19 protein-coding genes and 9 tRNA genes are annotated in these 25,182 nt (G+C 44.8%); 14 read left to right on the forward strand and 14 right to left on the reverse strand.

Annotated elements, in window-relative coordinates:
* Nucleotides 1-4 precede the first annotated feature (4 nt).
* From AABK40_RS05045 to AABK40_RS05065, 5 genes are all read right to left on the reverse strand, one after another.
* On the reverse strand, nt 5-910 hold the full coding sequence (locus AABK40_RS05045) for a ParB/RepB/Spo0J family partition protein (RefSeq protein ID WP_332922077.1): 906 nt from the start codon (nt 908-910) through the stop codon (nt 5-7).
* A gap of 73 nt (nt 911-983) precedes the next feature.
* The gene (locus AABK40_RS05050; RefSeq protein ID WP_332922078.1) at nt 984-1,757 is read right to left on the reverse strand and encodes a ParA family protein; all 774 of its coding nucleotides are present in this window, start codon (nt 1,755-1,757) and stop codon (nt 984-986) included.
* Between the two features lie 5 nt (nt 1,758-1,762).
* Nucleotides 1,763-2,446: a metal-dependent hydrolase gene (locus AABK40_RS05055; RefSeq protein ID WP_338397807.1), complete on the reverse strand. Its 684-nt coding sequence runs from the start codon at nt 2,444-2,446 to the stop codon at nt 1,763-1,765.
* A 267-nt stretch (nt 2,447-2,713) separates the two neighbouring features.
* Entirely contained in the window at nt 2,714-4,198 is a 1,485-nt protein-coding gene (locus tag AABK40_RS05060; protein WP_338397808.1) for a magnesium chelatase ATPase subunit I, read from the reverse strand.
* Nucleotides 4,199-4,286: 88 nt separating this feature from the next.
* Nucleotides 4,287-5,387, reverse strand: coding sequence for a vWA domain-containing protein (locus AABK40_RS05065; RefSeq protein WP_332922081.1), 1,101 nt, complete (start codon nt 5,385-5,387; stop codon nt 4,287-4,289).
* Nucleotides 5,388-5,559: 172 nt separating this feature from the next.
* Between AABK40_RS05065 and AABK40_RS05070 the strand changes: the two genes are divergently transcribed.
* The 7 genes from AABK40_RS05070 to AABK40_RS05100 all read left to right on the forward strand — a co-directional run bounded on the left by AABK40_RS05070 (nt 5,560) and on the right by AABK40_RS05100 (nt 15,171).
* A complete protein-coding gene (locus AABK40_RS05070; protein WP_332922082.1) occupies nt 5,560-6,393 on the forward strand; it encodes a formate/nitrite transporter family protein in 834 nt (277 codons plus the stop codon).
* Nucleotides 6,394-7,428: 1,035 nt separating this feature from the next.
* The gene (gene thrS, locus AABK40_RS05075) at nt 7,429-9,378 is read left to right on the forward strand and encodes a threonine--tRNA ligase (protein WP_338397809.1); all 1,950 of its coding nucleotides are present in this window, start codon (nt 7,429-7,431) and stop codon (nt 9,376-9,378) included.
* 373 nt (nt 9,379-9,751) lie between these two features.
* Nucleotides 9,752-10,279 (forward strand): translation initiation factor IF-3, encoded by a 528-nt coding sequence (gene infC, locus AABK40_RS05080; protein WP_332922084.1) that lies wholly within the window; start codon nt 9,752-9,754, stop codon nt 10,277-10,279.
* A 100-nt stretch (nt 10,280-10,379) separates the two neighbouring features.
* Nucleotides 10,380-10,574 (forward strand): 50S ribosomal protein L35, encoded by a 195-nt coding sequence (rpmI, locus tag AABK40_RS05085; protein WP_332922085.1) that lies wholly within the window; start codon nt 10,380-10,382, stop codon nt 10,572-10,574.
* 103 nt (nt 10,575-10,677) lie between these two features.
* Complete coding sequence (gene rplT / locus AABK40_RS05090) at nt 10,678-11,022, forward strand: 50S ribosomal protein L20 (RefSeq protein ID WP_332922086.1); 345 nt, start codon at nt 10,678-10,680, stop codon at nt 11,020-11,022.
* A 223-nt stretch (nt 11,023-11,245) separates the two neighbouring features.
* The gene (locus tag AABK40_RS05095; protein ID WP_338397810.1) at nt 11,246-14,041 is read left to right on the forward strand and encodes a TonB-dependent receptor domain-containing protein; all 2,796 of its coding nucleotides are present in this window, start codon (nt 11,246-11,248) and stop codon (nt 14,039-14,041) included.
* A 296-nt stretch (nt 14,042-14,337) separates the two neighbouring features.
* Nucleotides 14,338-15,171: an endonuclease/exonuclease/phosphatase family protein gene (locus tag AABK40_RS05100; RefSeq protein WP_332922088.1), complete on the forward strand. Its 834-nt coding sequence runs from the start codon at nt 14,338-14,340 to the stop codon at nt 15,169-15,171.
* A gap of 122 nt (nt 15,172-15,293) precedes the next feature.
* On the opposite strand, the gene AABK40_RS05105 is transcribed toward AABK40_RS05100, so the two are convergent.
* The 9 genes from AABK40_RS05105 to AABK40_RS05145 all read right to left on the reverse strand — a co-directional run bounded on the left by AABK40_RS05105 (nt 15,294) and on the right by AABK40_RS05145 (nt 16,344).
* Nucleotides 15,294-15,367 (reverse strand) — tRNA-Met (locus AABK40_RS05105).
* Nucleotides 15,368-15,415: 48 nt separating this feature from the next.
* A tRNA-Met gene (locus AABK40_RS05110) sits at nt 15,416-15,489 on the reverse strand.
* A gap of 48 nt (nt 15,490-15,537) precedes the next feature.
* Nucleotides 15,538-15,611: transfer RNA gene (locus tag AABK40_RS05115), tRNA-Met, on the reverse strand.
* A gap of 48 nt (nt 15,612-15,659) precedes the next feature.
* Nucleotides 15,660-15,733, reverse strand: a tRNA-Met gene (locus AABK40_RS05120).
* A 48-nt stretch (nt 15,734-15,781) separates the two neighbouring features.
* A tRNA-Met gene (locus AABK40_RS05125) sits at nt 15,782-15,855 on the reverse strand.
* 47 nt (nt 15,856-15,902) lie between these two features.
* Nucleotides 15,903-15,976: transfer RNA gene (locus tag AABK40_RS05130), tRNA-Met, on the reverse strand.
* 49 nt (nt 15,977-16,025) lie between these two features.
* A tRNA-Met gene (locus AABK40_RS05135) sits at nt 16,026-16,099 on the reverse strand.
* A gap of 49 nt (nt 16,100-16,148) precedes the next feature.
* Nucleotides 16,149-16,222 (reverse strand) — tRNA-Met (locus tag AABK40_RS05140).
* Between the two features lie 48 nt (nt 16,223-16,270).
* Nucleotides 16,271-16,344: transfer RNA gene (locus tag AABK40_RS05145), tRNA-Met, on the reverse strand.
* 217 nt (nt 16,345-16,561) lie between these two features.
* Here AABK40_RS05145 and AABK40_RS05150 point away from each other — a divergent pair.
* The 7 genes from AABK40_RS05150 (at nt 16,562) to bshB1 (ending at nt 25,121) form a co-directional block, all read left to right on the forward strand.
* Nucleotides 16,562-18,385, forward strand: coding sequence for an LptF/LptG family permease (locus AABK40_RS05150; protein ID WP_338397811.1), 1,824 nt, complete (start codon nt 16,562-16,564; stop codon nt 18,383-18,385).
* Between the two features lie 120 nt (nt 18,386-18,505).
* Nucleotides 18,506-18,781 carry a 30S ribosomal protein S15 gene (gene rpsO / locus AABK40_RS05155; protein ID WP_332920507.1) on the forward strand — a complete coding sequence of 92 codons (276 nt, stop codon included), beginning with the start codon at nt 18,506-18,508 and terminating at the stop codon, nt 18,779-18,781.
* Between the two features lie 234 nt (nt 18,782-19,015).
* Entirely contained in the window at nt 19,016-21,238 is a 2,223-nt protein-coding gene (gene pnp, locus AABK40_RS05160) for a polyribonucleotide nucleotidyltransferase (protein ID WP_332920350.1), read from the forward strand.
* A gap of 176 nt (nt 21,239-21,414) precedes the next feature.
* The gene (locus tag AABK40_RS05165; RefSeq protein WP_332920351.1) at nt 21,415-22,278 is read left to right on the forward strand and encodes a sigma-70 family RNA polymerase sigma factor; all 864 of its coding nucleotides are present in this window, start codon (nt 21,415-21,417) and stop codon (nt 22,276-22,278) included.
* A 124-nt stretch (nt 22,279-22,402) separates the two neighbouring features.
* Complete coding sequence (gene trxB / locus AABK40_RS05170; RefSeq protein ID WP_332920352.1) at nt 22,403-23,359, forward strand: thioredoxin-disulfide reductase; 957 nt, start codon at nt 22,403-22,405, stop codon at nt 23,357-23,359.
* 23 nt (nt 23,360-23,382) lie between these two features.
* A complete protein-coding gene (locus tag AABK40_RS05175) occupies nt 23,383-24,393 on the forward strand; it encodes a peptidoglycan DD-metalloendopeptidase family protein (RefSeq protein WP_332920353.1) in 1,011 nt (336 codons plus the stop codon).
* On the forward strand, nt 24,393-25,121 hold the full coding sequence (gene bshB1 / locus AABK40_RS05180) for a bacillithiol biosynthesis deacetylase BshB1 (RefSeq protein WP_338397812.1): 729 nt from the start codon (nt 24,393-24,395) through the stop codon (nt 25,119-25,121). Before AABK40_RS05175 ends, bshB1 begins: the two co-directional genes overlap by 1 nt.
* The last annotated feature ends 61 nt before the right edge of the window (nt 25,122-25,182 follow it).

A 25,182-nucleotide genomic window follows, 5' to 3' on the forward strand; every position in this document is an offset into this window, starting at 1 on the left:
TCAATTATAAGTCAAGGATGTCCATAATTCGGTTAAAGTCTTCTGCAGAGATGAAAGGGATTTTGATGAAGCCCTTGTCTTTATCATCTGAAGTAATGCCGACTTTTGTGCCGAAGTGGTTGCTTAGTCTTGATTGAATACGCTTGATCTGATAGGCGCGTTCTGGGTCAAGATTTTTGTCCTTGCTTTCAACTGATTTTCCTGAAGCCAATTCACGCACGAGCTGCTCCACCTTTCTTACCGAGAGGTCTTCGGCAACGATCTTTTTAAAGATGCTCAGCTGAAGGTCAATATTATCGATATTAATGATGGCGCGCGCATGGCCCATGGAGATCTTGCGATCACGAACTGCCACCTGAATTTCTGGTGGAAGTTTCAGCAGGCGCATATAGTTATTGACCGTCGTACGGTTTTTACCAATACGTGAGCCCAGTTCTTCCTGTTTGAGGCCACATTCTGCCACCAAACGCTGGTAACAAAGGGCGATTTCAATGGCGTTCAGGTCCTCACGCTGAATGTTCTCGATCAGGGCCATTTCCAGCATTTGCTGATCGTTGGCCTGGCGAATATAAGAGGTGATATGGGTTAGTCCCGCCAGCTGAGCGGCCTGGTACCGACGCTCTCCAGAAATGATCTGAAAGCGGCCAGGCTCCACCTGCCGAAGGGTGATCGGTTGAATGATCCCCTGTACGCGGATGGATTCCGCCAGTTCCTGCAATGCCACAGGGTCGAAGTCGGTCCGTGGCTGGAACGGGTTAACCTCGATATGCTTGACATCAATTTCGTTGATCCCCATTGGGGCGGTGATCGGTTCAGCATCGATGCCCGCTTTACTGAAGCTTGCTGCTTTTGAGTCTTCCAACAATGCTCCAAGCCCTCTTCCTAACGCGTTTTTTCTTTTTTGACTCATAAATATCTATTCCAATACAGTGTACATGCCACTGTGGTGTTCTCTACTATCTTATCTTTTGCAATGCCCTGGTTTATTTCACCAGCTCATTTTTTTCCAGAATCTCTTTGGCGAGGTTCAGGTAACTGATGGCGCCTTTGCTGGAGGCGTCGTGGGCAATAACAGGCACCCCAAAGCTTGGCGATTCACTCAGCTTGATATTGCGGGGAATCAGGTTGCGGAATACCATATGCTGGAAATGGGTTTTCACTTCCTCTACCACCTGATTGGACAGGCGCAGGCGCACATCGTACATGGTCAGTAGAATACCTTCGATTTCAAGCTCAGGGTTCAGGCGTGTCTGAATAATCTTGATGGTGTTGAGTAATTTACCCAAGCCTTCGAGGGCGAAATATTCGCACTGTACAGGAATAATCACCGAGTTGGCTGCCGTAAGGGCATTAACGGTGATGAGTCCAAGTGAAGGAGAACAGTCAATGATAATAAAATCATACAAATCCCTGATCGGAGCAATGGCCGCTTCCATTTTTTGTTCACGGTTGGCCTCGTTGACCATCTCGACCTCGGCACCCACCAAATTGATGTGTGAAGGCAACAGGTGGAGGAAGTTGATGTCGGTCTCTTCGATGGCATCGCTGACGGTGGCTTCACCGACCATGCACTCGTAAATAGAGGTTTGGATATCCTGAGGATTAAAGCCCAAGCCAGAAGTAGAATTGGCTTGAGGGTCGGCATCAATGACCAAGGTCTTGAATTCCAATGCAGCCAAACTGGCCGCGAGGTTGATTGCCGTAGTGGTTTTGCCCACACCACCTTTTTGGTTGGCAATGGCAATGATTTTACCCATAAGTATTAAAGATTAACGCTTTTTCCGATTTCGATGAAGATCAATTCTTTGTTGGCTTTTTCTGCCTTCTGCAGGCACTCCTCCTGATTGACTTTTATCGGGGGGAAGGTGTCGTAGTGCATCGCAACAATGCGGTCGCACTGCACAAAGTCGGCGCTTCTCAGGGCATCGTCAATGCCCATGGTAAAGTGGTCGCCAATAGGCAGAATGCTGAAGTCGATCTTGTACTCATCAGCAATAAGCTTCATGTCATTAGTAAGTGCGGTATCACCCGCAAAGTAGAACGTGCCCTCCTGCGCTTTAACTACAAAGCCTGCAGGGTTGCCACCATAGCTGCCATCAGGGAAGGAGCTGGTGTGGTGGGCGATGGTCATTTTAATTTCCAGATCATCGATTTGTATCTTGCCGCCCAGATTCATCGGCAGGGCATTTTCGATCCCTTTTTCATTGAAATAGTTGATGATTTCAAAGTTGCTGATCAGGGTCAGGTCGGGATTGTTTTTGAAAATGGCTTCGGTGTCGAGGATATGATCCTGATGGGCATGAGACAGTAACAGATAATCTACTTTGATCGCCTCCAGGTCAATATCTTTGGCCAATTCATTTCCTGAAATGAAAGGGTCGAAAAGTAATCTCTTTCCTGCTACTTCCATGTAAACAGTAGCATGTCCATAATAAGTGACTTTCATATTGAAGGGAGTTTACGGTTAAAGGAAATTAGCGTGTTTCCACACGTTCCACGCAAATATAATAGAATGTTTGAAGTTTTCGTGAAAACCGTGAAACAAATTTTGTCGACAATCACGCCTAAGTATCGTCGGTGGTGTTTTGAGCGCTGTGGTGTATCTTTTCAGCTGGAAAAATTTATAAAATGAATTAAATTCATATGATTAATCTAACTATTTAAAAACTGTCCATCGCCAAAAAAAGGGCGAATGCCCTTTAATTAAATCAATTTATTCCTCATCGCCAAATGGCTGATCCATATTTAACATGCCCGAGAGCAGATCTGAAAATTGGTGCCCTTTGCCGAGGGGTTTTTTACTGATCAGGCTGTAAGCCGACAGCCCGTGGAGCAGGAACTCCTTGTGTGTGAGGTGTTCTTCGCCGGAGAGGTCGGGCTGGTGTTTCTTGATCAGCGCCTCAAGGGGCGGGATGTTCTTCAGTGCGGCTTCAAAGGCTTTATCAGTGGATTCAGACAGCAGATCAATGACGTTCCCTTTTTCGAAATACTGCGCTACTTGCAGGTAGGGGTTATCGGTTTGTTTGCGTACTTTTTCTGGCGAGGGGTAAAGCTCGGCAAAGGTGGAGCGCACGGCTTTTTCCATGAGCGTGGCAGCAACGGCGGCGGCACCTTCTTGCTCTCCTTCATACACCAGTTCCACTTTTCCTGTGATGGCGGGAATGATCTGAAGGAAATCCGCAAGGCGTGCCTGGCTTTGTTTTTCGCCATTGAGGAGCATCCTTCGCTCGGCAGTGGCATAAAGGGTTTCGAGGGCGGAGATGGTCAGGCGTGCCGATACCCCGCTTTTGACATCGATGTATTCGGAATTTCGGGCTTCTACGGCCACTTGTTCAATCAGGCTAAGCAAGAGGTCGGGGATGATGATGCTTTCTTTGAGTTGCTCAGGCACTTTGGCTTCCTGTTTGGTGATGGTTTTTCCTGTCTCAATATCCATAGGGTAATGAGTAATGATCTGGCTCTCGATACGGTCTTTCAGTGGGGTAACGATACTGCCTCGGTTGGTGTAATCCTCGGGATTGGCCGTGAAAACAAATTGTAAGTCCAGGGGCAGCCGCAAATTAAAGCCGCGAATCTGCAGGTCGCCTTCCTGCAAAATATTGAAAAGGGAAACCTGAATTCTTGCCTGCAGGTCGGGTAGTTCATTGATCACAAAAATGCTTCGGTTGGCGCGGGGGATCAGTCCGAAATGAATCACGCGCTCGTCGGCATAGGAAAGTTTCTGGGCGGCCGCCTTGATGGGGTCAATATCCCCGATCAGGTCGGCAATGGATACATCGGGAGTGGCTAATTTTTCCACATAGCGCTCGTCTCGGTGTTTCCATGCGATCGGGCAATCGTCTCCGAGTTGTTCCACCTGGCTTCTTCCAAAATGTGATAGTGGCGCAAAGGGATCGTCATTGATTTCTGATCCCTGAATGTAGGGAATATATTCGTCCAGCAGCTGGGTGAGTAAGCGGGCTATCCGTGTTTTTGCCTGTCCTCGCAAGCCCAGCAGGTTGATGTTGTGCCCAGCGAGAATTGCCCGCTGAAGTGCTGGAATGACCGTTTCTTCATAACCGTGAATGCCCTGAAAGGGGTTGGTGTTATTTTGCAGGGCTTTGATGAGGTTGCTTCGCAGCTCCTCTTTGATGCTTTTCGGCTGATAGTTGGAGGCTTTCAGTGCGCCGAAGGTGGTGCAGTCGTGGATCGTTGGCATATGGTTGTTTTGGTTTATTGCTAATGAGTGTTGTTACAGGGGTATTGGTTTGATCGATCAATCAATCGGTATAGGCTGAGCAGGTTAGTTAAAGGTTTTTTCGACGATTTTTCTTGAAATCCTCAAAGACCATGTCGCCCAGGCCTTGCAGTCCAGAGAAATAGGCATTGCCCTGATTCGCTTCCGTAAATTCCCTGACGAACTGTTGCAGGTAAGGGTCGGAGGCGATCATGAAAGTGGTGATCGGGATTTTCAGCTTCCTTGCCTGTGTGGCGAGGTTCAGGCATTTATTGACAATCTTTCGGTCGAGGCCAAAGCTGTTTTTGTAATACCCCCGAGGTTCTTTTAAGCAGGAAGGTTTACCATCGGTGATCATGAATATCTGTTTGTTGGTGTTTTTCCGCCGACGCAGCAGATCCATGGCCAATTCCAGCCCTGCCACGGTATTGGTGTGGTAGGGGCCGACTTTCAGGTAGGGCAAATCCTTAATGGCGATCTGCCAGGCATCGTTCCCAAAAACCAGAATGTCGAGGGTGTCCTTGGGGTATTTTTTGGTGATCAGTTCAGCAAGGGCCATCGCGACTTTCTTGGCGGGGGTGATGCGGTCTTCTCCATAAAGGATCATCGAGTGGCTGATGTCGATCATCAGTACGGTGGAGGTTTGGGTTTTGAATTCCTTCTCGACCACCTCCAGATCCTGTTCCTGTAAATGAAAAGCGTTGATGCCGTGGTTGATTTGCGCATTCCGCAGCGAGTCCGTCATGGCGATCTGCCCCATGCTGTCGCCAAATTGCCACGGACGCCTGTCGGCACTGAGTTCATCACCTTGCGGGCCAGTGAAGGGGGTGTGATGTTGCCCACGGTGCGATTTTTTCAGCTTACCGAAAATCTCCTCCAGGGCTGATTTGCGGATTTGGCTTTCCGCTTTGGCCGTTACTTCAATGCTTTGGTCCTGTGGGTTTTCTTTGATATACCCTCGGTCTTTGAGCTCCTGATAAAAATCCCCCATGCCGTAATCCTCATTGGTGAGTTTGTACTGGCGGTCAAGTTCATTCATCCATTTCATGGTTTCACCCACATCGCCAGAGGTGATGGTGATTAACTGCATGAAAATGTCGAGCATCTTCTCAAAAGGCGTTTTCTCGGATTGTTCCTCAGGGTTAAGGTGTTGGAATCGGTAGCCTAACATAGTTTGAATAGTCTGTTTAATTCAATATAGTCAAAAAACATGTCAATACGGTGAATTCAGGATGTCGTGTATTATTCATTTGGTATCGAAAAGGAACAATTTGTTTATAAAAAGGATTAGCTTCGTGTGTTAATATTTACACCAAAACCAAACGACTACCAATTCTTAAGCTATGGGCAGAGGAATTTTCAAATCAAGAGATCCTGAGAAAAATAATGTGGACAAGGCGACTTTAGACAAGCCGAAACAGTTCAAGCAAATTCTCGATGAGCAAATTGAGGCAGGGATGCACGAGTTCAACCGCTCGAATACGGGCTTGTTTTTTTCGGCATTTTCGGCAGGGCTTGAAATCGGGTTCAGTTTTTTGTTCATGTGTATCATCTATTCATTATTTCTGGAAGATGTCAGCATGGCGCAACAGCGATTTTATCTGGCGATGTGTTATCCCTTGGGTTTTATCTTTGTGATCATCGGCCGTTCGGAATTGTTTACCGAGCATACGGCCATGGCGATTCTGCCTTTGCTGAAGAAAATTGTGACGATAAAAGAGCTCCTGGTGCTGTGGGGGATTGTTTACGCTGGTAATTTGCTTGGCGGTTATCTTTTCAGCTTTCTGATCACCTCTCTCGGGCCTAAAATTGGTTTTACCGATTACCGCGCATTCGAGTACATTGCCGTGCACCTTGTCGATTATTCCTGGGACGTAATTTTTGAAAGTGCCATTTTTGCAGGCTGGATGATGGGCTTGCTCGGTTGGCTGGTGACGTCCTCACAAGAGACCATCAGCCGAATTGTTGTCGTGATTATGGTAACGGCCATTATTGGTATGGGCGGTTTTCACCACTGTATTGTGGGTAGCGTGGAGGTGTTCTCGGGTTTCCTTGTAAGTCCTAAGGTAACGTTTATGGATTACCTGAAATTTCAGGCATGGGCAACGCTGGGTAATGCCCTCGGCGGTTCTATATTCGTGGCCGTGCTCAAGTTCAGTCATGTACGCCTGAAGTAAGGCTGAAATGATGACAAAGCCTTTTTCTGATCCTTCAGTTGTTGGCGTCAAATACGATGTCAGTAGGGGGTGTTAACTAATGATGAATGGAGCCCAGAATCCTACGAGCCACTGATTTTCTCCACAGTTGAAGCAGGTTAGTGCGGATTTCATGGTTAAAACTTCCCCAGACATAAAACCTTTTGCTAACTGCGGGCATTCATTTGAAAGGCAGGCCCAACCCATTTTAATGGGTTTGACATTGTTAGGCCAAGGTTTCAACCTTGGTGAAATCGAATTTTACGATCAGCGCATGTACCGAAGGTACATTTCCATTAGCCTCGGGTGTGAACCCGTGGGGGGGCATCACGTGGTAAAAACGAGCCGTAAGACATAATGAGTGAGCCTTTACAGGGTTCTTTGATTATCACGAGAGGGACTCTCGCGATAGGTGTGTTCCATTGTGTCGCTGATTTTTTAACCACAGCTAAAGCAATGGCCTAACAGGGTTAAACCTGCTAAAGCAGGTTGGTGCGGATTTCATGGTTAAAACTTCCCCAGATATAAAACCTTTTGCTGATTGAGGCATTCATTTGAAAAGCAAGCCCAACCCATTTTAATGGGTTTTACCGTGTTAGGCCAAGGTTTCAACCTTGGTGAAATCGAATTTTACGACCAACCCATGTACCGAAGGTACATTTCCAATAGCCTCGATTGTGAACCCGTGGGGATGAATCCATGGGGATTAAACCGTGGGAATTAAACCATGGGATAAAACGAGCCTTTACAGGGTTCTTTGATTATCACGAGAGGGACTCTCGCGATAGGTGTTCTTACCTCGACCTCCTTCTTCTCTTTTAAAAATCATGGTAATCCTTTTAATCATGTAAATCATGGTCAAATCATAGCATTCATTGTTGTCCATTTTGCAATCCCACCCATACCGTTTATCTTTGTGATTAACCACCCTGCGGGCCCCTTTGTAGTCGGGTAGTTGGGTGAAGCGATTAAGTCAATAGTTGTAATATTGAAAAATCGAAACCATAACATATTATTATGTCTGAGCAAATTAAAATTACGCTTCCTGACGGTTCAGTTAGGGAGTACGACAAAGGAATCACCTCGCACGGGGTGGCGTTGAGCATCTCTGAAGGCTTGGCGAGAAATGTATTGTCTGCCAAAGTGAATGGCGAAGTGTGGGATGCTACCCGCGAGATCAAGGAAGATTCAGAAGTTCAGCTTTTGACTTGGAATGACGAGGAAGGAAAGCACACTTTCTGGCACTCTTCGGCCCACCTGATGGCTGAGGCTTTGCAGATTCTTTACCCGCACACCAAATTCGGTATCGGTCCTTCGATTGACAATGGTTTCTACTATGATGTAGATTTCGGCGATCAGGATTTCGGTGATCAGGATTTGGAACGCATCGAGAAAAAGATGTTGGAGTTGGCGAAGCAAAAACAGACGTTCGACCGCAAGGAAGTTTCCAAAGCGGATGCGATTTCTTACTTCACGGAAAAAGATGACGAGTACAAGCTGGAATTGATTGACGGTTTGGAAGATGGTCAGATCACTTTCTATACTTCAGGTGAATTCACCGACCTTTGTCGTGGGCCACACATACCTCACACCGGTTCTATCAAAGCGATCAAATTGTTGAGCGTGGCGGGTGCTTACTGGAGAGGTGATGAAAAACGTAAGCAATTGACTCGAATTTACGGGGTAACTTTCCCTAAAGCCAAAGAATTGAAAGAGCACTTGGCGATGTTGGAAGAGGCTAAAAAGCGCGACCACCGTAAATTGGGTAAAGAGTTGGAGTTGTTTACTTTCTCTGAAAAAGTAGGTCAGGGATTGCCATTGTGGTTGCCGAAAGGTGCGTTGCTGCGTGAGCGTTTGGAGAATTTCTTGAAGAAAGCCCAAAAGCGTGCAGGTTATTTGCCTGTAGTTACGCCACACATCGGTAACAAAAATCTTTATTTGACTTCTGGTCACTACGAGAAATACGGTGAGGATTCATTCCAACCGATTCAGACGCCTTCTGAAGGTGAGGAATTCTTGTTGAAGCCAATGAACTGCCCTCACCACTGTGAGATCTACCGTGCACGTCCGCGTTCCTACAAAGAATTGCCTTACCGTCTTGCCGAGTTCGGTACCGTTTACCGTTACGAGCAGTCTGGTGAGTTGCATGGCCTGACACGTGTCCGCAGCTTTACGCAGGATGATGCCCATATCTTCTGTCGTCCTGATCAGGTAAAAGAAGAGTTCAAAAAGGTAATCGACTTGGTGTTGTATGTTTTCAATGCTTTGGGCTTTGATAACTACACTGCGCAGGTTTCTTTGCGTGATCCTGAAAATAAAACAAAATATATCGGTTCTGATGAAGACTGGGCTTTGGCTGAGGCTTCCATTCAGGAGGCTGCTGATGAAAAAGGCCTGAACACCGTAGTGGAAACTGGCGAAGCGGCTTTCTATGGTCCTAAATTGGACTTTATGGTAAAAGATGCTTTGGGTCGTTCTTGGCAGTTGGGAACCATTCAGGTGGATTATCAGTTGCCTCAGCGCTTCGAATTGGAGTACACTGGTTCTGATAACCAAAAGCACCGTCCAGTAATGATTCACCGTGCGCCTTTCGGTTCTATGGAGCGTTTTACGGCAGTATTGATCGAGCATTGCGCAGGTAGATTCCCGTTGTGGTTGGCGCCAGAGCAAATTGCAGTCTTGCCAATCTCTGAGAAATATGCGGATTACGCGGAGAAGGTTTACAATGCGTTCCAGTTAGCGGATATCAATGGTTTTGTGGATCACCGTGATGAGAAGATCGGTCGTAAAATCCGTGATGCTGAGGTGACAAAAATTCCTTATATGATTATCGCTGGTGAGAAAGAAGCTGCTGAAGGCAAAGTTTCCTTGCGTAAACATGGCGAAGGAGATATCGGAACATTTACAATTGAAGAAGCATTGAAATACATGCAAGATAAAATTGAAAGCAGTGTTACTGGAGGCTAATTACTGATTTTTTATCGCAAAATGAAAAGGTCGTTGTTCTTCGGAATGGCGATCTTTTTTTTGTGCCTAAGGCAGAAGTGCCTCAAGAGCTATTGTTTTTGATCGATCAGGTTAGAAATTTAATCTTTGGGCAGATGAGGATTGAAATTCCTGAAAGCGGTTTTTTTGGTACGAATTTGGCTATTTATCGCTGAATTCGCAGTTCATGGTTACGCGCTTTTCTCATGAATTTATATTTTGATAAAAAATCCTTGTTAAATTGAGGGACAATAATTCCATTAGTCGGAAAAAATGTCCATATTTGCGACTCGAATTTTAAGTTTAACGAAATTAAATACATACTATCAGACCAAGAAGATCAAACCGTGGACGGATGGTGAGGCAAGAAGAGCCTTATCGCGTTAATGAAAAAATTACCGCACGTGAAATCCGTGTAGTAGGGGAAAATGTTGAAGTAGGTGTCTACTCAACACGTGATGCCCTAAAAATGGCCAAAGAGCAAGGTTTGGACTTAGTAGAGATTTCTCCAAAGGCCGATCCTCCTGTTTGTCGTATCATTGACTATTCGAAGTTCAAATACGAGCAAAAGAAAAAGCAAAAGGAAATTAAGGCGAAGGCTCAGAAAACGGTGTTGAAAGAGATTCGTTTCGGTCCTAATACTGATGAGCACGATTTTCAATTTAAATTGAAGCATGCTGAGAAGTTCTTGGAAGAAGGTGCGAAAGTGAAAGCTTACGTGCATTTCGTAGGTCGTACGATTGTCTTCAAGGATCGCGGTGAGGTATTGTTGCTTAAATTCGCTCAGGCTTTAGCTGAATTGGCGAAAGTTGACCAATTGCCAAAATTGGAAGGAAAGCGTATGACCATCATGCTTTCTCCTAAGAAAAAAGCGGCAAAGTAATCCAACGATATTCATGCAAGGAGGCGGGTATCTTCTGGTATCCGTCTTTATTGTGTCAATATATATTAGACTATTTTATTTATTTTAACCGATTTGTATTATGCCTAAGGTAAAAACCAAATCAAGTGCTAAGAAACGTTTTAAGTTGACTGGTACTGGAAAAATCAAAAGAAAGCACGCTTTCAAAAGTCACATTTTGACTAAAAAAACAAAGAAGCAAAAGCGTAATTTGACGCACGCAGGTTTAGTTGATAAAGCTGACTTGTCGAACATCAAAGCACAGCTTCACATCTAATTTCGGCTAAGCCGAAGTTTCGGTTTATTTATTATTTCACCAGGCATTTGGTCTAAAAGATAAGCATTCGTAAGAATCACCATCTGTCAAAAAATTTATTATTATGCCAAGAAGTGTAAATCACGTAGCGTCAAGAACGCGTCGTAAAAGAGTTCTTAAATTAGCCAAAGGTTATTTTGGCCGTCGTAAAAATGTTTGGACAGTAGCTAAGAACGCCGTTGAAAAAGGTTTGGGATATGCTTACCGTGACCGTAAGGTTAAGAAGCGTGACTTCCGTTCACTTTGGATCCAGCGTATCAACGCAGGTGCTCGCCAAGAAGGTATGTCTTACTCTGCCTTGATGGGTGCATTGAAAAAGAACAACATTGAGCTAAACCGTAAGGTATTGGCTGATTTAGCGATGAATCATCCTGAGGCTTTCAAAGCAATCGTTGCGAAAGTAAAATAAAATAGTTCTATTTCAATATAGAGGGCCCACTCATTAATTTGAGTGGGTTTTTTTTATGCCTTATTTTTTTAAGATCCTCCTTTGATTGAATTTTTTATGTTGTTGGTAGAATATTTTATAGTTTCAATAAAAAAATGAAGTTCTTCACGGTGTTATCAATTACTTCATCAACACTATGAGAACGCTTTACCTTCTTTTATTTTTTTTACTGACTCATGTAAGCATGGCGCAAAGTGTCAAAGTACAGGGGCAGGTGTTTGGTTTACAAAATCAGGAAGCACTTGAGGGGGCTTACCTTTTATTTACCGCAGTGGATGAGCCCTCGGTGAGTATTCAAACGGTTGTGGGCGCAGCGGGCAGTTATATGGCGCAGTTGCCACAGGCTGGCCGCTATAAGGTGCAATGTCAGTTTTTGGGTTATCAGCCTTATCAAATGGTGGTTAAAGTGGAAGGCGCTGATCAGGTGACCCTGCCGCTGATTCAGCTTGAGGCAACCACAAAGGTGCTTGATACGCTCGAAATCCGCGCTTCGGTACTTCAGGTGGAGGTGAAGCAGGATACGACGGTATTTATCGCTGACGGCTTTAAAACACGCCCTGAGGCTATGGCGGAAGATCTTATCCGAAAGTTACCCAGTGTGGAGGTGGACCTTTCGGGGAATGTCACCGCAGAGGGGGAGGAAGTGAAGAAGGTGCTGGTGGATGGCCGCCCATTTTTTGGCAGTGATCCCAAGATTGCCATGCGGAACCTGCCAGTGGAGATTATTGAGAAAATTGAGGTGATTGACGAGCAGAGTGAGCAGTCAAGGTTTACAGGTTTTGATGATGGCGACCGCACGAAAGTGCTCAACATCATCACCAAAAAAGCCAAGCAATACGGTAAGTTTGGTCGGGTGGAACTCGGCTATGGAGCAGACCAGCGTTATGCGGCTACGGGTAATTTAAACCTGTTTAAGGGTGACCAGCGGATTTCCCTGATCGGGATGTCGAATAATGTGAATGAGCAGAATTTTTCCATGCAGGATTTGATGGGCGTGGTTGGCGGTGGTGGCCGCCGACGCGGCGGACGTGGAGGGGACGGCGGCAGTTCGCCTTTCGATCAGTCGCAAAATTTCCTGAGCAATCAGAATGCGGGGATATCGACCACCAATGCGTTGGGCTTGAATTATTCGGACAAATGGGGGGAGAAGTGGACCGTGACGGGCAGTTATTTTTTCAATCAGAAAAGCACGGATCAGTTTTCAGAAACTTTCAGGACTTATCCGATAGAGGGGGCGGAAGATCAGCAGATGAATGCGGATGAGGGGCACCATCAGTCGAATTTAAATCACCGCTTTAATGCACAGCTCGAATATAAAATCGATGACCGAAATTCTTTGCTCATCAAGCCGAGTCTGAGTATTCAGGGCAACAACAGTACCGACGACTGGCGTCAGACGACTTTGTTGGAAGAGGATACGCTGAACTATTCCGACAATGCGCAGTCGGCAACACGGTCGGGGGTGAACTTTTCGAACAGTGTGCTGTATCGCCATCAGTTTGAAAAAGAACGTCGTACATTTTCGGTGGAAGCCAACACCTCGGTGTATCATCAGGATGGTATAGTGGATAACTGGGCCATTACCCGAAGTTTGCGGGAGGAAATGGTGCAGATCGATACCACTGATCAGCAAACCAATGCAGTGACTAAAAATTATGCTTTGGGTCTGAATACCAGCTATACCGAACCTGTGGGGACGTATGCCATGTTGCAATTGGGTTATAAATTTGGTTACGATGTTCGGCAGGCGGATACGCGTGTGTATGCGCAGCACCAGTTTTCGGAACAGGAGCGTGAGTTGCTCGATCAGCAGTCGAGTGTGTTTAATAACGCCAATGCGAGTCATGCGCCTTACCTGAGGTATCAGTGGCGTAAAGATGAGCTGTCCTTTTCGGCTGGCGGTTCTTATCAGTTGATGATGATGGATTCTGAAAATACTTTCCCGCAAAATGGCTTGTATCAGTACCAGTTTCAGCAGTTTTTACCTGAGGCCAATTTGTCGTATCGATTCAGCCGTGCCAAAAGGTTGCGCGTCAGTTATCGGGCATCAACAAGTCTGCCGTCAGTAACCGCCTTGCAGGATGTTATTGATCTGAGTGATCCGCTCAATATTTCGATGGGTAATCCCGCACTTCAGCAGGAGAATAACCATACTTTGCGCTTTAATTACCGGTCGTTTGATCCTCGGGCGGGAAAGTTTATGTTTTTGAATGCTTCGGCAGGTTTGACCAACGACAAGGTAACCAACGCCACCTATATTGTTCAGCGCGATTCTACGCTTTCGAATGGTGTGGAGGTGAGCAAAGGAACAACGATTCAGCAGTCGGTCAATCTGAATGGCTACCTGACGGCCAATATGCAGTTTGTAATCGGGTTTCCTGTGGAGGTGATCAAATCAAACTTGAACCTGCACTCCAATTATAGTTTTACTCGGGAAGTCGGCATGACCAATCAGCGGGTGGCCTATACTAATAATAACAGGTTCGGGCAGACGGTCAAGCTGTCGAGTAATATTGGGGAGGATACAGATTTCTCCATGTCATGGAAAACGAACCTTTACCTGATCAACAGCGATTTCAATCCTGACCAGAACAATGATTATTTTCAGCACAGCCTCCAATTGATGGCACGGCAAACGTTTCTGAAAAGGTGTTTTGTCAGTGCAGAAACCAACTTCGTGAAATACGACGGCCTGAGTGAGATTGATCCGACTGTCTTTTTGATGAACCTGTCGTTAGGGATGCGAATGATGAAGGACAACCGTGCGGAGCTGTCGGTGAAGGTCTTCGATTTATTTAATCAGAATCAGTCAATTGCCCGAAATGTTACTTCCGCCTATGTTGAGGATGTGTACACGCAGGTTTTACAGCGTTATGGTATGGTGAGTTTTACCTATCGTCTCTCCAACTTCGATCCGTCAGGAGGCAGGAAGCCACCCAAAGGGCTTTCTCCAGAGTTGATGCATCAGATGAGACCGTAATAGCAGGTGATTACTGTTGATGATCAACTATAAGTCAGATGATAGCAGCGTGAATGTTCGGAAGTTGAAAATAACAGAGGGATAATTTCTCATGATAATGAAATTGATATTATTCTATTGATCAGTGTAGAAGTTCATGCCAATCGTAAAGGGTTTGTAGGAAAACTTGGGGAGATCTTGTGTGTGGGGGATGGTGTTTTATTTTTGTACTGACTTTATTTTTAAGATAAAATGCCGGTGTCGATCCTTTGCTTGGGTTATTGACGAAGGTGTTTTTTCGCAAACCTATTATGACGATGATGAAGAAGATGTGTGTTATCGCATTGCTGTGCCTGTTTGCAGGGCAGTTGTATGCACAAAAAATTAATGTGGGAACCTACAACCTGAGGTATTATTCCACCAACGACGGCGAACACAGCTGGGGAGAACGAGGGGAGCAGGTGAAAGCTCAAATCCGTTATCATGATTTTGATATTTTTGGGACGCAGGAAGGTCATAAGGAACAATTGGACGATATCGCTTCCTTGCCAAATTACGCTTACATTGGCCTTTCCCGTGAAGGCAAAGGCGTGAAGGGCGAGCATTCAGCCATTGTTTATCGTACCGATAAATTCAAGCTGTTGGATCATGGCGACTTTTGGCTGAGTAAAACGCCCGAGAAGGCAAGTATGGGTTGGGATGCGCACTATAAACGCATTTGTAGCTGGGGGCTTTTCGAGCAGAAATCTAACCACAAGCAGTTTTATTTCTTTAATGTGCATTTGGATAATGCAGGAGAAATTGCGAGGGTAGAAGGCGCGAAGTTGATGTTAAAGAAGATTAAAAAAATCAACAAGAAGCATTTGCCACAGTTCTTAACCGGCGACTTTAACATGACGGCTGATCATGAATCGATTGGCTTGGTAAAAAAACAATTTCTGGATGCGCATGATCACTGTCAGACGCCTCGATTTGGCCCTGAAGGTACTTACAATGCCTTTGATGTGAACTTTGGCTGGCGCAGAATTGATTTCATTTTTGTCAGTAAAGAGATTCCCGTTCTCAAGTATGGCGTCCTGTCTTACATTCAGAAGAAGCCACGTTTTGCCTCTGATCACTTTCCTGTCTTGATTCAGACGACTTTGGATTAAGGTAGTCAATAACCTTTCATTCAGAAAAAATAGAATCTTCACTGAAGTAGGGACGTTGCATGCAACGTCCGTACCGTGTGGCATAAAAAAAGCACATCCGATAAAGATGTGCTTTTTTGTTGTGGCGAGAGCGAGAGTTGAACTCGCGACCTCCGGGTTATGAATCCGACGCTCTAACCAACTGAGCTACCTCGCCGAGAGGTTTGTTTTCAATCTCCCTTTAAGAGATTGTGGTATTTAATAGTGGCGAGAGCGAGAGTTGAACTCGCGACCTCCGGGTTATGAATCCGACGCTCTAACCAACTGAGCTACCTCGCCGAGAGGTTTGTTTTCAATCTCCCTTTAAGAGATTGTGGTATTTAATAGTGGCGAGAGCGAGAGTTGAACTCGCGACCTCCGGGTTATGAATCCGACGCTCTAACCAACTGAGCTACCTCGCCGAAGAGGTTTATTTTCAATCTCCCTTTAAGAGATTGTGGTATTTATAGTGGCGAGAGCGAGAGTTGAACTCGCGACCTCCGGGTTATGAATCCGACGCTCTAACCAACTGAGCTACCTCGCCGAGAGGTTTGTTTTCAATCTCCCTTTAAGAGATTGTGGTATTTAATAGTGGCGAGAGCGAGAGTTGAACTCGCGACCTCCGGGTTATGAATCCGACGCTCTAACCAACTGAGCTACCTCGCCGAGAGGTTTATTTTCAATCTTCTTTAAGGAGATTGTGGTATTTATAGTGGCGAGAGCGAGAGTTGAACTCGCGACCTCCGGGTTATGAATCCGACGCTCTAACCAACTGAGCTACCTCGCCGAAGAGGTTTATTTTCAATCTCACTTTAAGAGATTGTGGTATTTAATAGTGGCGAGAGCGAGAGTTGAACTCGCGACCTCCGGGTTATGAATCCGACGCTCTAACCAACTGAGCTACCTCGCCGAAGAGGTTTATTTTCAATCTCACTTTAAGAGATTGTGGTATTTAATAGTGGCGAGAGCGAGAGTTGAACTCGCGACCTCCGGGTTATGAATCCGACGCTCTAACCAACTGAGCTACCTCGCCGAGAGGTTTATTTTCAATCTCACTTTAAGAGATTGTGGTTTTATTTTGTGGCGAGAGCGAGAGTTGAACTCGCGACCTCCGGGTTATGAATCCGACGCTCTAACCAACTGAGCTACCTCGCCTGTTTCCGTTTGGGAGTGCAAATATAGGGAAATCCTCAGGCAAAAAGCAACGACCTTTTACTTAAACGCCTAAATTTATTTTTCAAAAAAATCTAAATGCTTGTATTAAAGCATATTTTGAGGTCAAAAAAATTTAAAAAAACAGAAGATCGCTTCTTGAGCTTCTAATAAGCCAATAATTTTATAAATTTGCCTTTAATTGGCCTTAAGTGCAATTATGAAGAAACTTGATAAGTTAATACTCCAATCTTTTATTGGTCCCTTTATCGGGACCTTGGCAGTGGCGGTGTTCGTCCTGCTGGCGCAGTTTTTCCTTCGTTATTTCGACGAGCTGGTCGGGAAGGGGCTTGGCGCATCCACTTATTTCGAATTGGTGGGTTATTTTTCAATATTCATGATTCCTCAGGCATTGCCCTTGGCGGTGTTGCTCTCTTCCCTGATGACCTTCGGTAACCTTGGGGAGCATTTCGAGCTGACGGCGATTAAGAGTTCAGGGATTTCCCTGTTGCGGGTTTTACGGCCTATCTTCATCTTTTCAATCATTCTCTCGGGCTTTGCTTTCTATTGTAATGATCAGATTGTGCCCAAGGCCAACCTCAAGGCGTGGTCGTTGCTATATGATATCAAGCGGAAAAAGCCAGCGATGGAAATTAAGCCGGGCGTCTTCTATGGGGATTTGCCAGGTTATAAGATTCGGGTAAAATCGGTTTCCGATAACGGGAAGTCGATGAAAAATATGATCATTTACAATCACAGTGATGGGCAGGGGAACAAGGAAGTGATCCTGGCGGATTCTGGCGATATGTATATGATCCACAACCAGCGCTATCTGGTCATGGAGCTCTATCATGGCAACAGCTATACGGAGTCCAATCCTGATGGGGTGAAGTCGGGCTCCTCGGGCTATCACGATATCGCGCCACTGATGCGGAATCATTTTCAGCGCTCGAAAATGGTTTTTTCAATGCAGTCTTTTGACCTCGAGCGTACCCGTGAGGATTTGTTTTCTTCCAATAGGATGATGAAAAACGTCAATCAGTTGGGGCATGATATTGACTCCCTGCAGTTGGATGCCAATGCTTTCAGGTATGAGGTGTACAATGGGATGAAGTCAAACAGCTGGTTTAAATATCACCTCAAAGGGCAAGTTGAGGTGCCTGATTTTTATGCCGAGCAGCATCTTAAACGGCAGAAGATCATCAGGAAAATGAACTTTATGAAAGCAAGGGGGAATGAAATTAGACGTTTGGATTCCCTGGCGCAGAATGGTACGGACACCACTGGAATGATGGAGCTGTTCCTGGAGAAAGAGGCTGGGAAAAAGATAACGAAACCAGTGAAAGAAAGTGGAACCTATGGAGGTGCCGCGCAGTCGATGCTGGCCGAAGAGGGTGCGCCTTTTGATGTTGATGAGTCTGCGGAAGATTCTATCAATACTCAGCCAATGGTAGCAGCGCAGGCGGAACCGGAAGTAAACCTTTATGCGGACTATTCTTTTGAAGTTGCGGAACAGGCTTCCCTGAAGGTGGACTCTCTGCTGGAGGTGAAGAATCGAAACGCGCGGGTTTATCGCTCGGCACTCTCTCAGTCACGGTATGTCAAAAATACCATCATGTCGCAGTCGAATAAAATAGAGAACAGGCTGAAGTCAAAATACCGCTTCCAGATTGAGTGGCAGAAGAAATTTGCCATGTCTATGGCCTGCGTGATCATGTTCCTGATTGGTGCGCCACTCGGGGCGATTATCAAAAAAGGTGGCCTGGGCTTTCCCGTGCTGATATCCATTGTGTTTTTTATCTTCTATTTCATCGTCTCGATGACGGGTGAGAAGTGGGCCAAAGAAGGGCTCGTTTCTGCATTTGCAGGAATTTGGGCTGCGGATTTCGTGCTTTTGCCTTTCGGTTTGTTTTTTCTCCGACAGGCACGTGTAGACGCCCGATTGTTCGATACAGACTTCTACGCCGTGGTTTTTGATAGAATAAAAATGCTTTTCAAAAAGAAAACGAAGCAAGATGCCCTCCCCGAACAAAAAGGGGAATAGTCTTTGTAATAAACTCCTCCGCAAAGAGGAAATTTAATGCGCTACTTGTTAGATTATCGTGTTTTAATTACTATCTTTGCGGTTCGTATAATAATTATTAAACCTAAATTTTTGCTAGCTATGTATTTGGCAAAGGAAAAGAAAGAAGAAATCTTTGAGAATCATGGTCGGTTGAAATCAAAGGCGGATACTGGATCTGCAGAGTCGCAAATTGCACTTTTCACGCACCGTATCAACCATTTGACTGAGCATTTGAAGCGTAACAAAAAAGACCACTCTACTCGTTTGGGTCTTTTGAAATTGGTTGGTAAGCGTCGTTCATTGTTGGATTATTTGACAAAGACTGACATCACGCGTTACCGTGCAATCATTGCAGAACTTGGAATTAGAAAATAATTTCAGAAATATAAAAGGGAATCCAATCCAAGGGTTCCCTTTTTTTGCTCATTGTAGCATACTTATTTCGTGTGATTTTTCATCGATTTATGAGGAAAATCGCCAATAATTAGATATTTTGGACGTACGAATGACCCAAATGGAGATGTGTCTGGTGGGGTAAATGCTGGACATCGGGTTACTCTTTTTACCTCGAATATAGTTTTTAGAAGATTCGATTTATATAATATTAATATGTATCCAAACGTAATAAACAAAACCTTATCCCTTCCTGATGGCCGTACTATCAGTGTAGAGACTGGTAAATTAGCGAAACAAGCCGACGGTTCTGTTGTGGTTCGCATGGGCGACACAATGTTGTTGGCCACTGTTGTATCTTCAAAAGATGCACGTGAAGGTGTAGATTTCCTCCCTCTTTCAGTTGACTATCAAGAGAAATTCGCTTCTGCTGGTCGTATTCCTGGTGGTTTCTTGAAACGTGAAGGAAAGCTTTCTGATCATGAGGTATTGGTGTGTCGTTTGATCGACCGTGCGTTACGTCCTTTGTTCCCAAGTGATTATCACTCTGAAACACAAGTGATGGTGACTTTGATTTCAGCGGATGACAATGCTAAGCCAGATGCTTTGGCATGTTTCGCAGCTTCTGCTGCTATCGCTGTTTCTGATATTCCTTTCAGTGAGCCAGTTTCTGAAGTACGTGTAGCGCGTTCTGAAGGAGAATACGTGGTTAACCCAACGCCTGCTCAATTGGAAGTAGCAGATATGGACATGATCGTTGCGGCGACTATGGATAATATCATGATGGTGGAAGGTGAGATGCACGAGGCTTCTGAGCAGGATATGCTTGAGGCAATGAAGGTAGCTCATGAGACCATCAAAAAACAATGTCAAGTTCAGCTTGAGTTAGCTCAGGAAGCAGGTAAGACGGAAAAGCGTACTTACTGCCATGAGACTCATGACGAAGCGCTTGAAAAAGAAATGTTCGAGAAATTGTATGACAAAGTTTATGCTGTTGCCAAACAATTGATCAATAATAAAAAAGAGCGTTCTGCTGCTTTTGCTAAAGTGAAAGAAGAGTACATCGAATCATTGGGCGAGGACACTGAGGTGAACTTGGGCTTGGTAAGTACTTACTTTGGTAAAATCAACAAGAAAGCATCTCGTAACTTGGTATTGGACGAGAAGGTGCGTTTGGATGGCCGTAAGCCTGAGCAAGTTCGCCCAATCTGGTCTGAAATCGACTATTTGCCGTCTGCACACGGTTCAGCAGTATTTACCCGTGGTGAAACACAATCTTTGTGTACCACTACTTTAGGGACGAAGCTTGATGAGCAGATGATCGATGGCGCGATGCACCATGGAACAAACAAATTCATCTTGCATTACAACTTCCCAGGTTTCTCAACAGGTGAGGCGAAGCCTAACCGTGGACCAGGACGTCGTGAGGTAGGACATGGTAACTTGGCACTTCGTGCATTGAAATATGTATTGCCAAGCCCAGAGGATAATCCTTACACTATCCGTATCGTTTCTGATATCCTTGAATCTAACGGTTCGTCTTCAATGGCAACTGTTTGTGGTGGATGTCTTTCTATGATGGATGCAGGTATTCCAATTAAAGCACCTGTTTCTGGTGTGGCGATGGGGATGATCTCTGATGTAGATACTGATCGCCATGTAGTATTGACGGACATCTTGGGTGATGAAGATCACTTGGGAGATATGGACTTCAAAGTAACAGGTACAGAGAATGGTATCACTGCTTGTCAGATGGATATTAAAGTAGACGGATTATCTTACGAAGTATTGGAGCAAGCTTTGATGCAAGCGCGTGATGGTCGTCTTCATATCCTTGGCGAGATGAAGAAAACAATCTCTACGCCTCGCAGCGAAATGAAACCTCATACACCACGTTCTAAATCCATCAAAATCGCTCGCGATATGATTGGTGCGGTAATCGGACCTGGTGGTAAGATTGTTCAGGAAATCCAAAAAGAAACTGGCGCTACGATCGTTATCGAAGAAGTAGAAGAAGGTGGTTTGGTGAACATCTTTGCCGCATCTCAGGAAACAATGGATGCTGCTGTAAACTGGGTGAAAGGTATTGTTGCAATGCCTGAAGAAGGTGAAATTTATACTGGTAAAGTAAAATCAATTACTGCATTTGGTGCATTTATTGAATTTATGCCTGGTAAAGAAGGCTTGCTTCACATCTCTGAAATCAAGTGGGAACGTCTTGAAACAATGGACGGCGTACTTGAAGTAGGCGAGGAAGTTCAAGTGAAGTTGATCGAAGTAGATAAGCGTACTGGTAAGTACCGTCTGTCTCGTAAAGTGTTGATTGAGAAGCCTGAAGGTTATCAGGAACGTCCTGCTCGCCAGGATCGTAATCGTGGTGATCGCAACAACGATCGCCGTGGTGGACGCGATTTCCGTGACCGCCGCAGAGATTCATAATTTACTGCATGTCAGTATTGTTGGATCGGTTTTTGTTCCTTCTTTAGAGGACACTCGATGCTCATTGGAGATAGTTGTGATTTAGACAACTATCTCTTTTGGTTATCGTATAATATATGTTAGCCTTTGAGCGACATTCGAGTTTTCCTCGGATTCAGTAAACACAAAAAGTACGGATGAGACAACTTAAGATCAGTAAACAGATCACTAACAGGGAGAGTCAGTCCCTTGATAAATATCTTCAGGAAATTGGTAAGGTAGACTTATTGACCCCAGAGGAGGAGGTTACGTTAGCTAAGCGTATTCGTGAAGGAGATCAAATGGCATTGGAGAAATTAACCAAAGCCAATCTTCGTTTCGTAGTATCGGTAGCTAAACAATACCAAAATCAAGGCTTGTCTTTAGGTGATTTGATTAATGAAGGAAACCTTGGTTTGATTAAAGCCGCACAGCGCTTTGATGAAACTCGTGGTTTCAAATTTATCTCCTACGCAGTATGGTGGATCAGACAGTCGATTCTGCAAGCTTTGGCAGAGCAGTCTCGTATCGTCCGTTTACCTTTGAACCGTGTTGGGTCCCTAAACAAAATTTCTAAAACATTCTCTGAATTGGAGCAACGTTTCGAGCGTGAGCCTTCTCCAGAAGAATTGGCGGAAGTTTTGGATGTCAATACCTCTGAGGTGGTTGATACACTGAAAATCTCGGGTCGTCATGTATCTGTTGATGCACCTTTCGTTCAAGGGGAAGAAAACAGCCTGTTGGATGTATTGGAAAATGATACAGAAGATACTCCTGACTCAGAATTGATCAGTGATTCTTTGCGCCGCGAGGTACAACGAGCACTTTCTACACTTACGCAACGTGAGGCAGATGTTATTTCTCTTTACTTCGGATTGAATGGCGAGCAAGCCATGACCTTGGAAGAAATCGGGGAGAAATTCAACCTGACACGTGAGCGTGTGCGTCAGATTAAAGAAAAAGCGATTCGTCGTTTAAGACATACTTCGAGAAGCAAAGCACTTAAACCTTATTTAGGTTAATATCGCTTATAGCATATCAAAATATTCAATGTTAAAAGGTCTCTATAGAGACCTTTTTTTTGTAGAATTCTTCCGATATTTGAGCCATTGAAATGCTTATAATAAAAAACTAAATTATATCAACATGACTACAGAATCTATTGATGTTTTAATCATCGGATCAGGACCTGCAGGTTACACTGCCGCTATTTATGCTTCAAGAGCTGGTTTGCAGCCCGTAATGTATCAGGGAATTCAGCCTGGTGGTCAATTGACGATCACTAATGATGTGGAGAACTTTCCTGGCTACCCAGAAGGAATCAATGGCCCAACGATGATGATGGATTTCATGAGTCAGGCACAACGATTCGGAACAGATATCCGCACAGGTATTGCTACATCTGTGGACTTTTCTTCTTACCCTCATAAAGTGGTTATTGATGAATCACATGAGATTACCGCTAAGTCGGTCATCATCTCTACAGGTGCTTCGGCGAAATGGCTGGGATTGCCTTCTGAGGATGAATACAATGGACGTGGGGTATCTGCCTGTGCTGTTTGTGATGGATTCTTCTACCGTGGGCAAGATGTTGCCGTAGTTGGTGGCGGTGATACTGCTGCTGAAGAAGCGACCTATTTATCCAAATTGGCCAACAAAGTCTATTTGATTGTTCGCCGTGATGAAATGCGCGCATCGAAAATTATGCAAGCTCGTGTAGATAAAACACCAAATATTGAAGTGCTTTGGAACTCTTCAACTGACGAGGTTTTAGGGAATGAAGAAGGTGTTACAGGGGTTAGATTGATCAATAATGTAACGAAAGAAAAATCTGAAATTGAGGTTTCAGGATTTTTTGTTGCTATTGGTCATAAACCGAATACCGATATCTTCAAAAACTATGTTAATACTGATGAGGCTGGTTACATTATCACCGAAGCAGGAACATCCAAAACGAATGTAGAGGGCGTATTTGCCGCAGGTGATGCACAGGATAAACTATACCGTCAGGCAGTTACTGCTGCGGGTAGTGGATGTATGGCAGCCTTGGATGCTGAACGTTTCTTGGCAGAAAAAGAGATGGAACTTACACCAGAAAAATAAGCGTGAAAAGAAGTTATTTAATCATGATTTTTGCCATTGCAGTCGCTATGCCTGCAATGGCTCAAAAATCCCAAAAGCACTCTTTTTGGGATTTTTTTAAGTTCAAAAAGAAGCATAAAGTAGAGACGGTCTATATTCCCGATTCTGTACTGAATGCTACGTGGAAAGATGAGGCTTATCAAAAAGAAATGGAGGATCTTGATGATTTCTCCTACGTGTTTGATTCTCTCGAACTTGCTGAATTACAAAAACCTTTGCCTTCCCGTTTTGATTACGACGAGGAATGCCGTACCCACATCGGATCAGTTGAAATTCCATGTTTTTTCTTAGAGAGTCAGGACTTCTTTTCTTCCTGGTCAACAGTAAATCTAAACCCGTATCAGTACGATGGAACCAAGTTCCGCGATACTTTGGAGTTACCGTTGTATGATGAAAGGCACCCCTATGTGTCTCCTATAGCTAAGAAAACGCACATCACTTCCAATTTTGGGATGCGTCGCTATCGTTGGCATTATGGTACCGATTTGAAGGTGCAGACAGGTGATACCATCGTATCCGCTTTTGATGGAGTGGTGCGTATGGCAAAATATGATCGCCGCGGATATGGCTATTATGTATTGGTGCGTCACTCCAATGGCTTAGAGACCCTTTATGGCCACCTCTCCAAACGTCTGGTTGTTCCAGGTCAGGAAGTAAAGGCTGGCGAGGTAATCGGGCTGGGTGGAAGCACAGGGCGTTCATCGGGTTCTCATTTGCATTTTGAGATCAGGTATAGAGGAATGCCCATAGACCCCATGACAGTGGTAGATATTGATCAGCAGTTGCAGCTCAAATACAGGATTATGGAAGTGACCCCTCAAACCTTTGCCTATCTGAAAGAGGTTCGTAAGGTTGTACACCATCGGATTCGTCGAGGTGATACATTGAGTCATATTGCGAGAAGGTACCATACTTCTGTTACAAAAATTTGCAGACTCAACGGAATGAAACGAAGTAGCGTACTTAGAGTCGGAAAAACAATTCGAGTTAGATAATGAAACTGGATATATTAGTATTGGCCGCACATCCTGACGATGCAGAACTTTCCTGCTCAGGAACGATTGTAAAACACATTCGCGCGGGTAAATCCGTAGGGATTGTTGATTTTACAAGAGGAGAGTTGGGTACGCGGGGTAGCGCAGAAATACGAGACCGTGAGGCCCGCGCTTCAGCGGAGATTATGGGGCTGGCAGTTCGGGAGAACCTTCAATTTGCTGACGGCTTTTTTACCAACGATCAGGCCCATCAGATGGAAGTTATCCGTATGCTGAGAAAATACAAGCCTGAAGTGGTGTTTTGTAACGCGAAGGAAGACCGTCACCCTGATCATCAGAAAGGTGGCGAGCTGGCAACCGTGTCCTGTTTTCTTGCGGGCTTAAAGAAGATAGAAACTTTTGATGAAGGGCATACGCAGGAAGCATGGCGCCCCAAGGCTGTATATCAGTATATTCAGAGTAATTACATTGCTCCTGATTTTGTGGTGGATTGCTCAGAGGTATGGGATGTGAAAATGGCGGCAGTAAAGGCATTTTCCTCTCAGTTTTTCACGGGCGATACCGCTGACGGTAATGCCGAAGACCAAACCTTTATTTCTACGCCTGCTTTTGTAGAGTTCCTCAATGCCCGAGGGCGTGAGTATGGTCAACATATTGGTGTGCAATATGCTGAAGGTTTTACCACCACTCGATTAATGGGGGTGGATGATGTTTTTGACTTGATTTGATCTTAGTCTGAAAATATCAACATAAAAAAAGAGCGACTTTCTGAGGTAGATTGTCGCTCTT

The organism is Persicobacter psychrovividus, from assembly GCF_036492425.1.
GTDB classification, from domain to species: Bacteria; Bacteroidota; Bacteroidia; order Cytophagales; family Cyclobacteriaceae; genus Persicobacter; species Persicobacter psychrovividus.

Bases quoted from the DNA above. Each gene is read 5' to 3' on its own strand.
- AABK40_RS05045 (WP_332922077.1), bottom strand. From the start codon at position 910: ATGAGTCAAAAAAGAAAAAACGCGTTAGGAAGAGGGCTTGGAGCATTG.
- AABK40_RS05050 (WP_332922078.1), bottom strand. From the start codon at position 1,757: ATGGGTAAAATCATTGCCATTGCCAACCAAAAAGGTGGTGTGGGCAAA.
- AABK40_RS05055 (WP_338397807.1), bottom strand. From the start codon at position 2,446: ATGAAAGTCACTTATTATGGACATGCTACTGTTTACATGGAAGTAGCA.
- AABK40_RS05060 (WP_338397808.1), bottom strand. From the start codon at position 4,198: ATGCCAACGATCCACGACTGCACCACCTTCGGCGCACTGAAAGCCTCC.
- AABK40_RS05065 (WP_332922081.1), bottom strand. From the start codon at position 5,387: ATGTTAGGCTACCGATTCCAACACCTTAACCCTGAGGAACAATCCGAG.
- AABK40_RS05070 (WP_332922082.1), top strand. From the start codon at position 5,560: ATGGGCAGAGGAATTTTCAAATCAAGAGATCCTGAGAAAAATAATGTG.
- thrS (WP_338397809.1), top strand. From the start codon at position 7,429: ATGTCTGAGCAAATTAAAATTACGCTTCCTGACGGTTCAGTTAGGGAG.
- infC (WP_332922084.1), top strand. From the start codon at position 9,752: ATGGTGAGGCAAGAAGAGCCTTATCGCGTTAATGAAAAAATTACCGCA.
- rpmI (WP_332922085.1), top strand. From the start codon at position 10,380: ATGCCTAAGGTAAAAACCAAATCAAGTGCTAAGAAACGTTTTAAGTTG.
- rplT (WP_332922086.1), top strand. From the start codon at position 10,678: ATGCCAAGAAGTGTAAATCACGTAGCGTCAAGAACGCGTCGTAAAAGA.
- AABK40_RS05095 (WP_338397810.1), top strand. From the start codon at position 11,246: ATGGCGCAAAGTGTCAAAGTACAGGGGCAGGTGTTTGGTTTACAAAAT.
- AABK40_RS05100 (WP_332922088.1), top strand. From the start codon at position 14,338: ATGATGAAGAAGATGTGTGTTATCGCATTGCTGTGCCTGTTTGCAGGG.
- AABK40_RS05150 (WP_338397811.1), top strand. From the start codon at position 16,562: ATGAAGAAACTTGATAAGTTAATACTCCAATCTTTTATTGGTCCCTTT.
- rpsO (WP_332920507.1), top strand. From the start codon at position 18,506: ATGTATTTGGCAAAGGAAAAGAAAGAAGAAATCTTTGAGAATCATGGT.
- pnp (WP_332920350.1), top strand. From the start codon at position 19,016: ATGTATCCAAACGTAATAAACAAAACCTTATCCCTTCCTGATGGCCGT.
- AABK40_RS05165 (WP_332920351.1), top strand. From the start codon at position 21,415: ATGAGACAACTTAAGATCAGTAAACAGATCACTAACAGGGAGAGTCAG.
- trxB (WP_332920352.1), top strand. From the start codon at position 22,403: ATGACTACAGAATCTATTGATGTTTTAATCATCGGATCAGGACCTGCA.
- AABK40_RS05175 (WP_332920353.1), top strand. From the start codon at position 23,383: ATGATTTTTGCCATTGCAGTCGCTATGCCTGCAATGGCTCAAAAATCC.
- bshB1 (WP_338397812.1), top strand. From the start codon at position 24,393: ATGAAACTGGATATATTAGTATTGGCCGCACATCCTGACGATGCAGAA.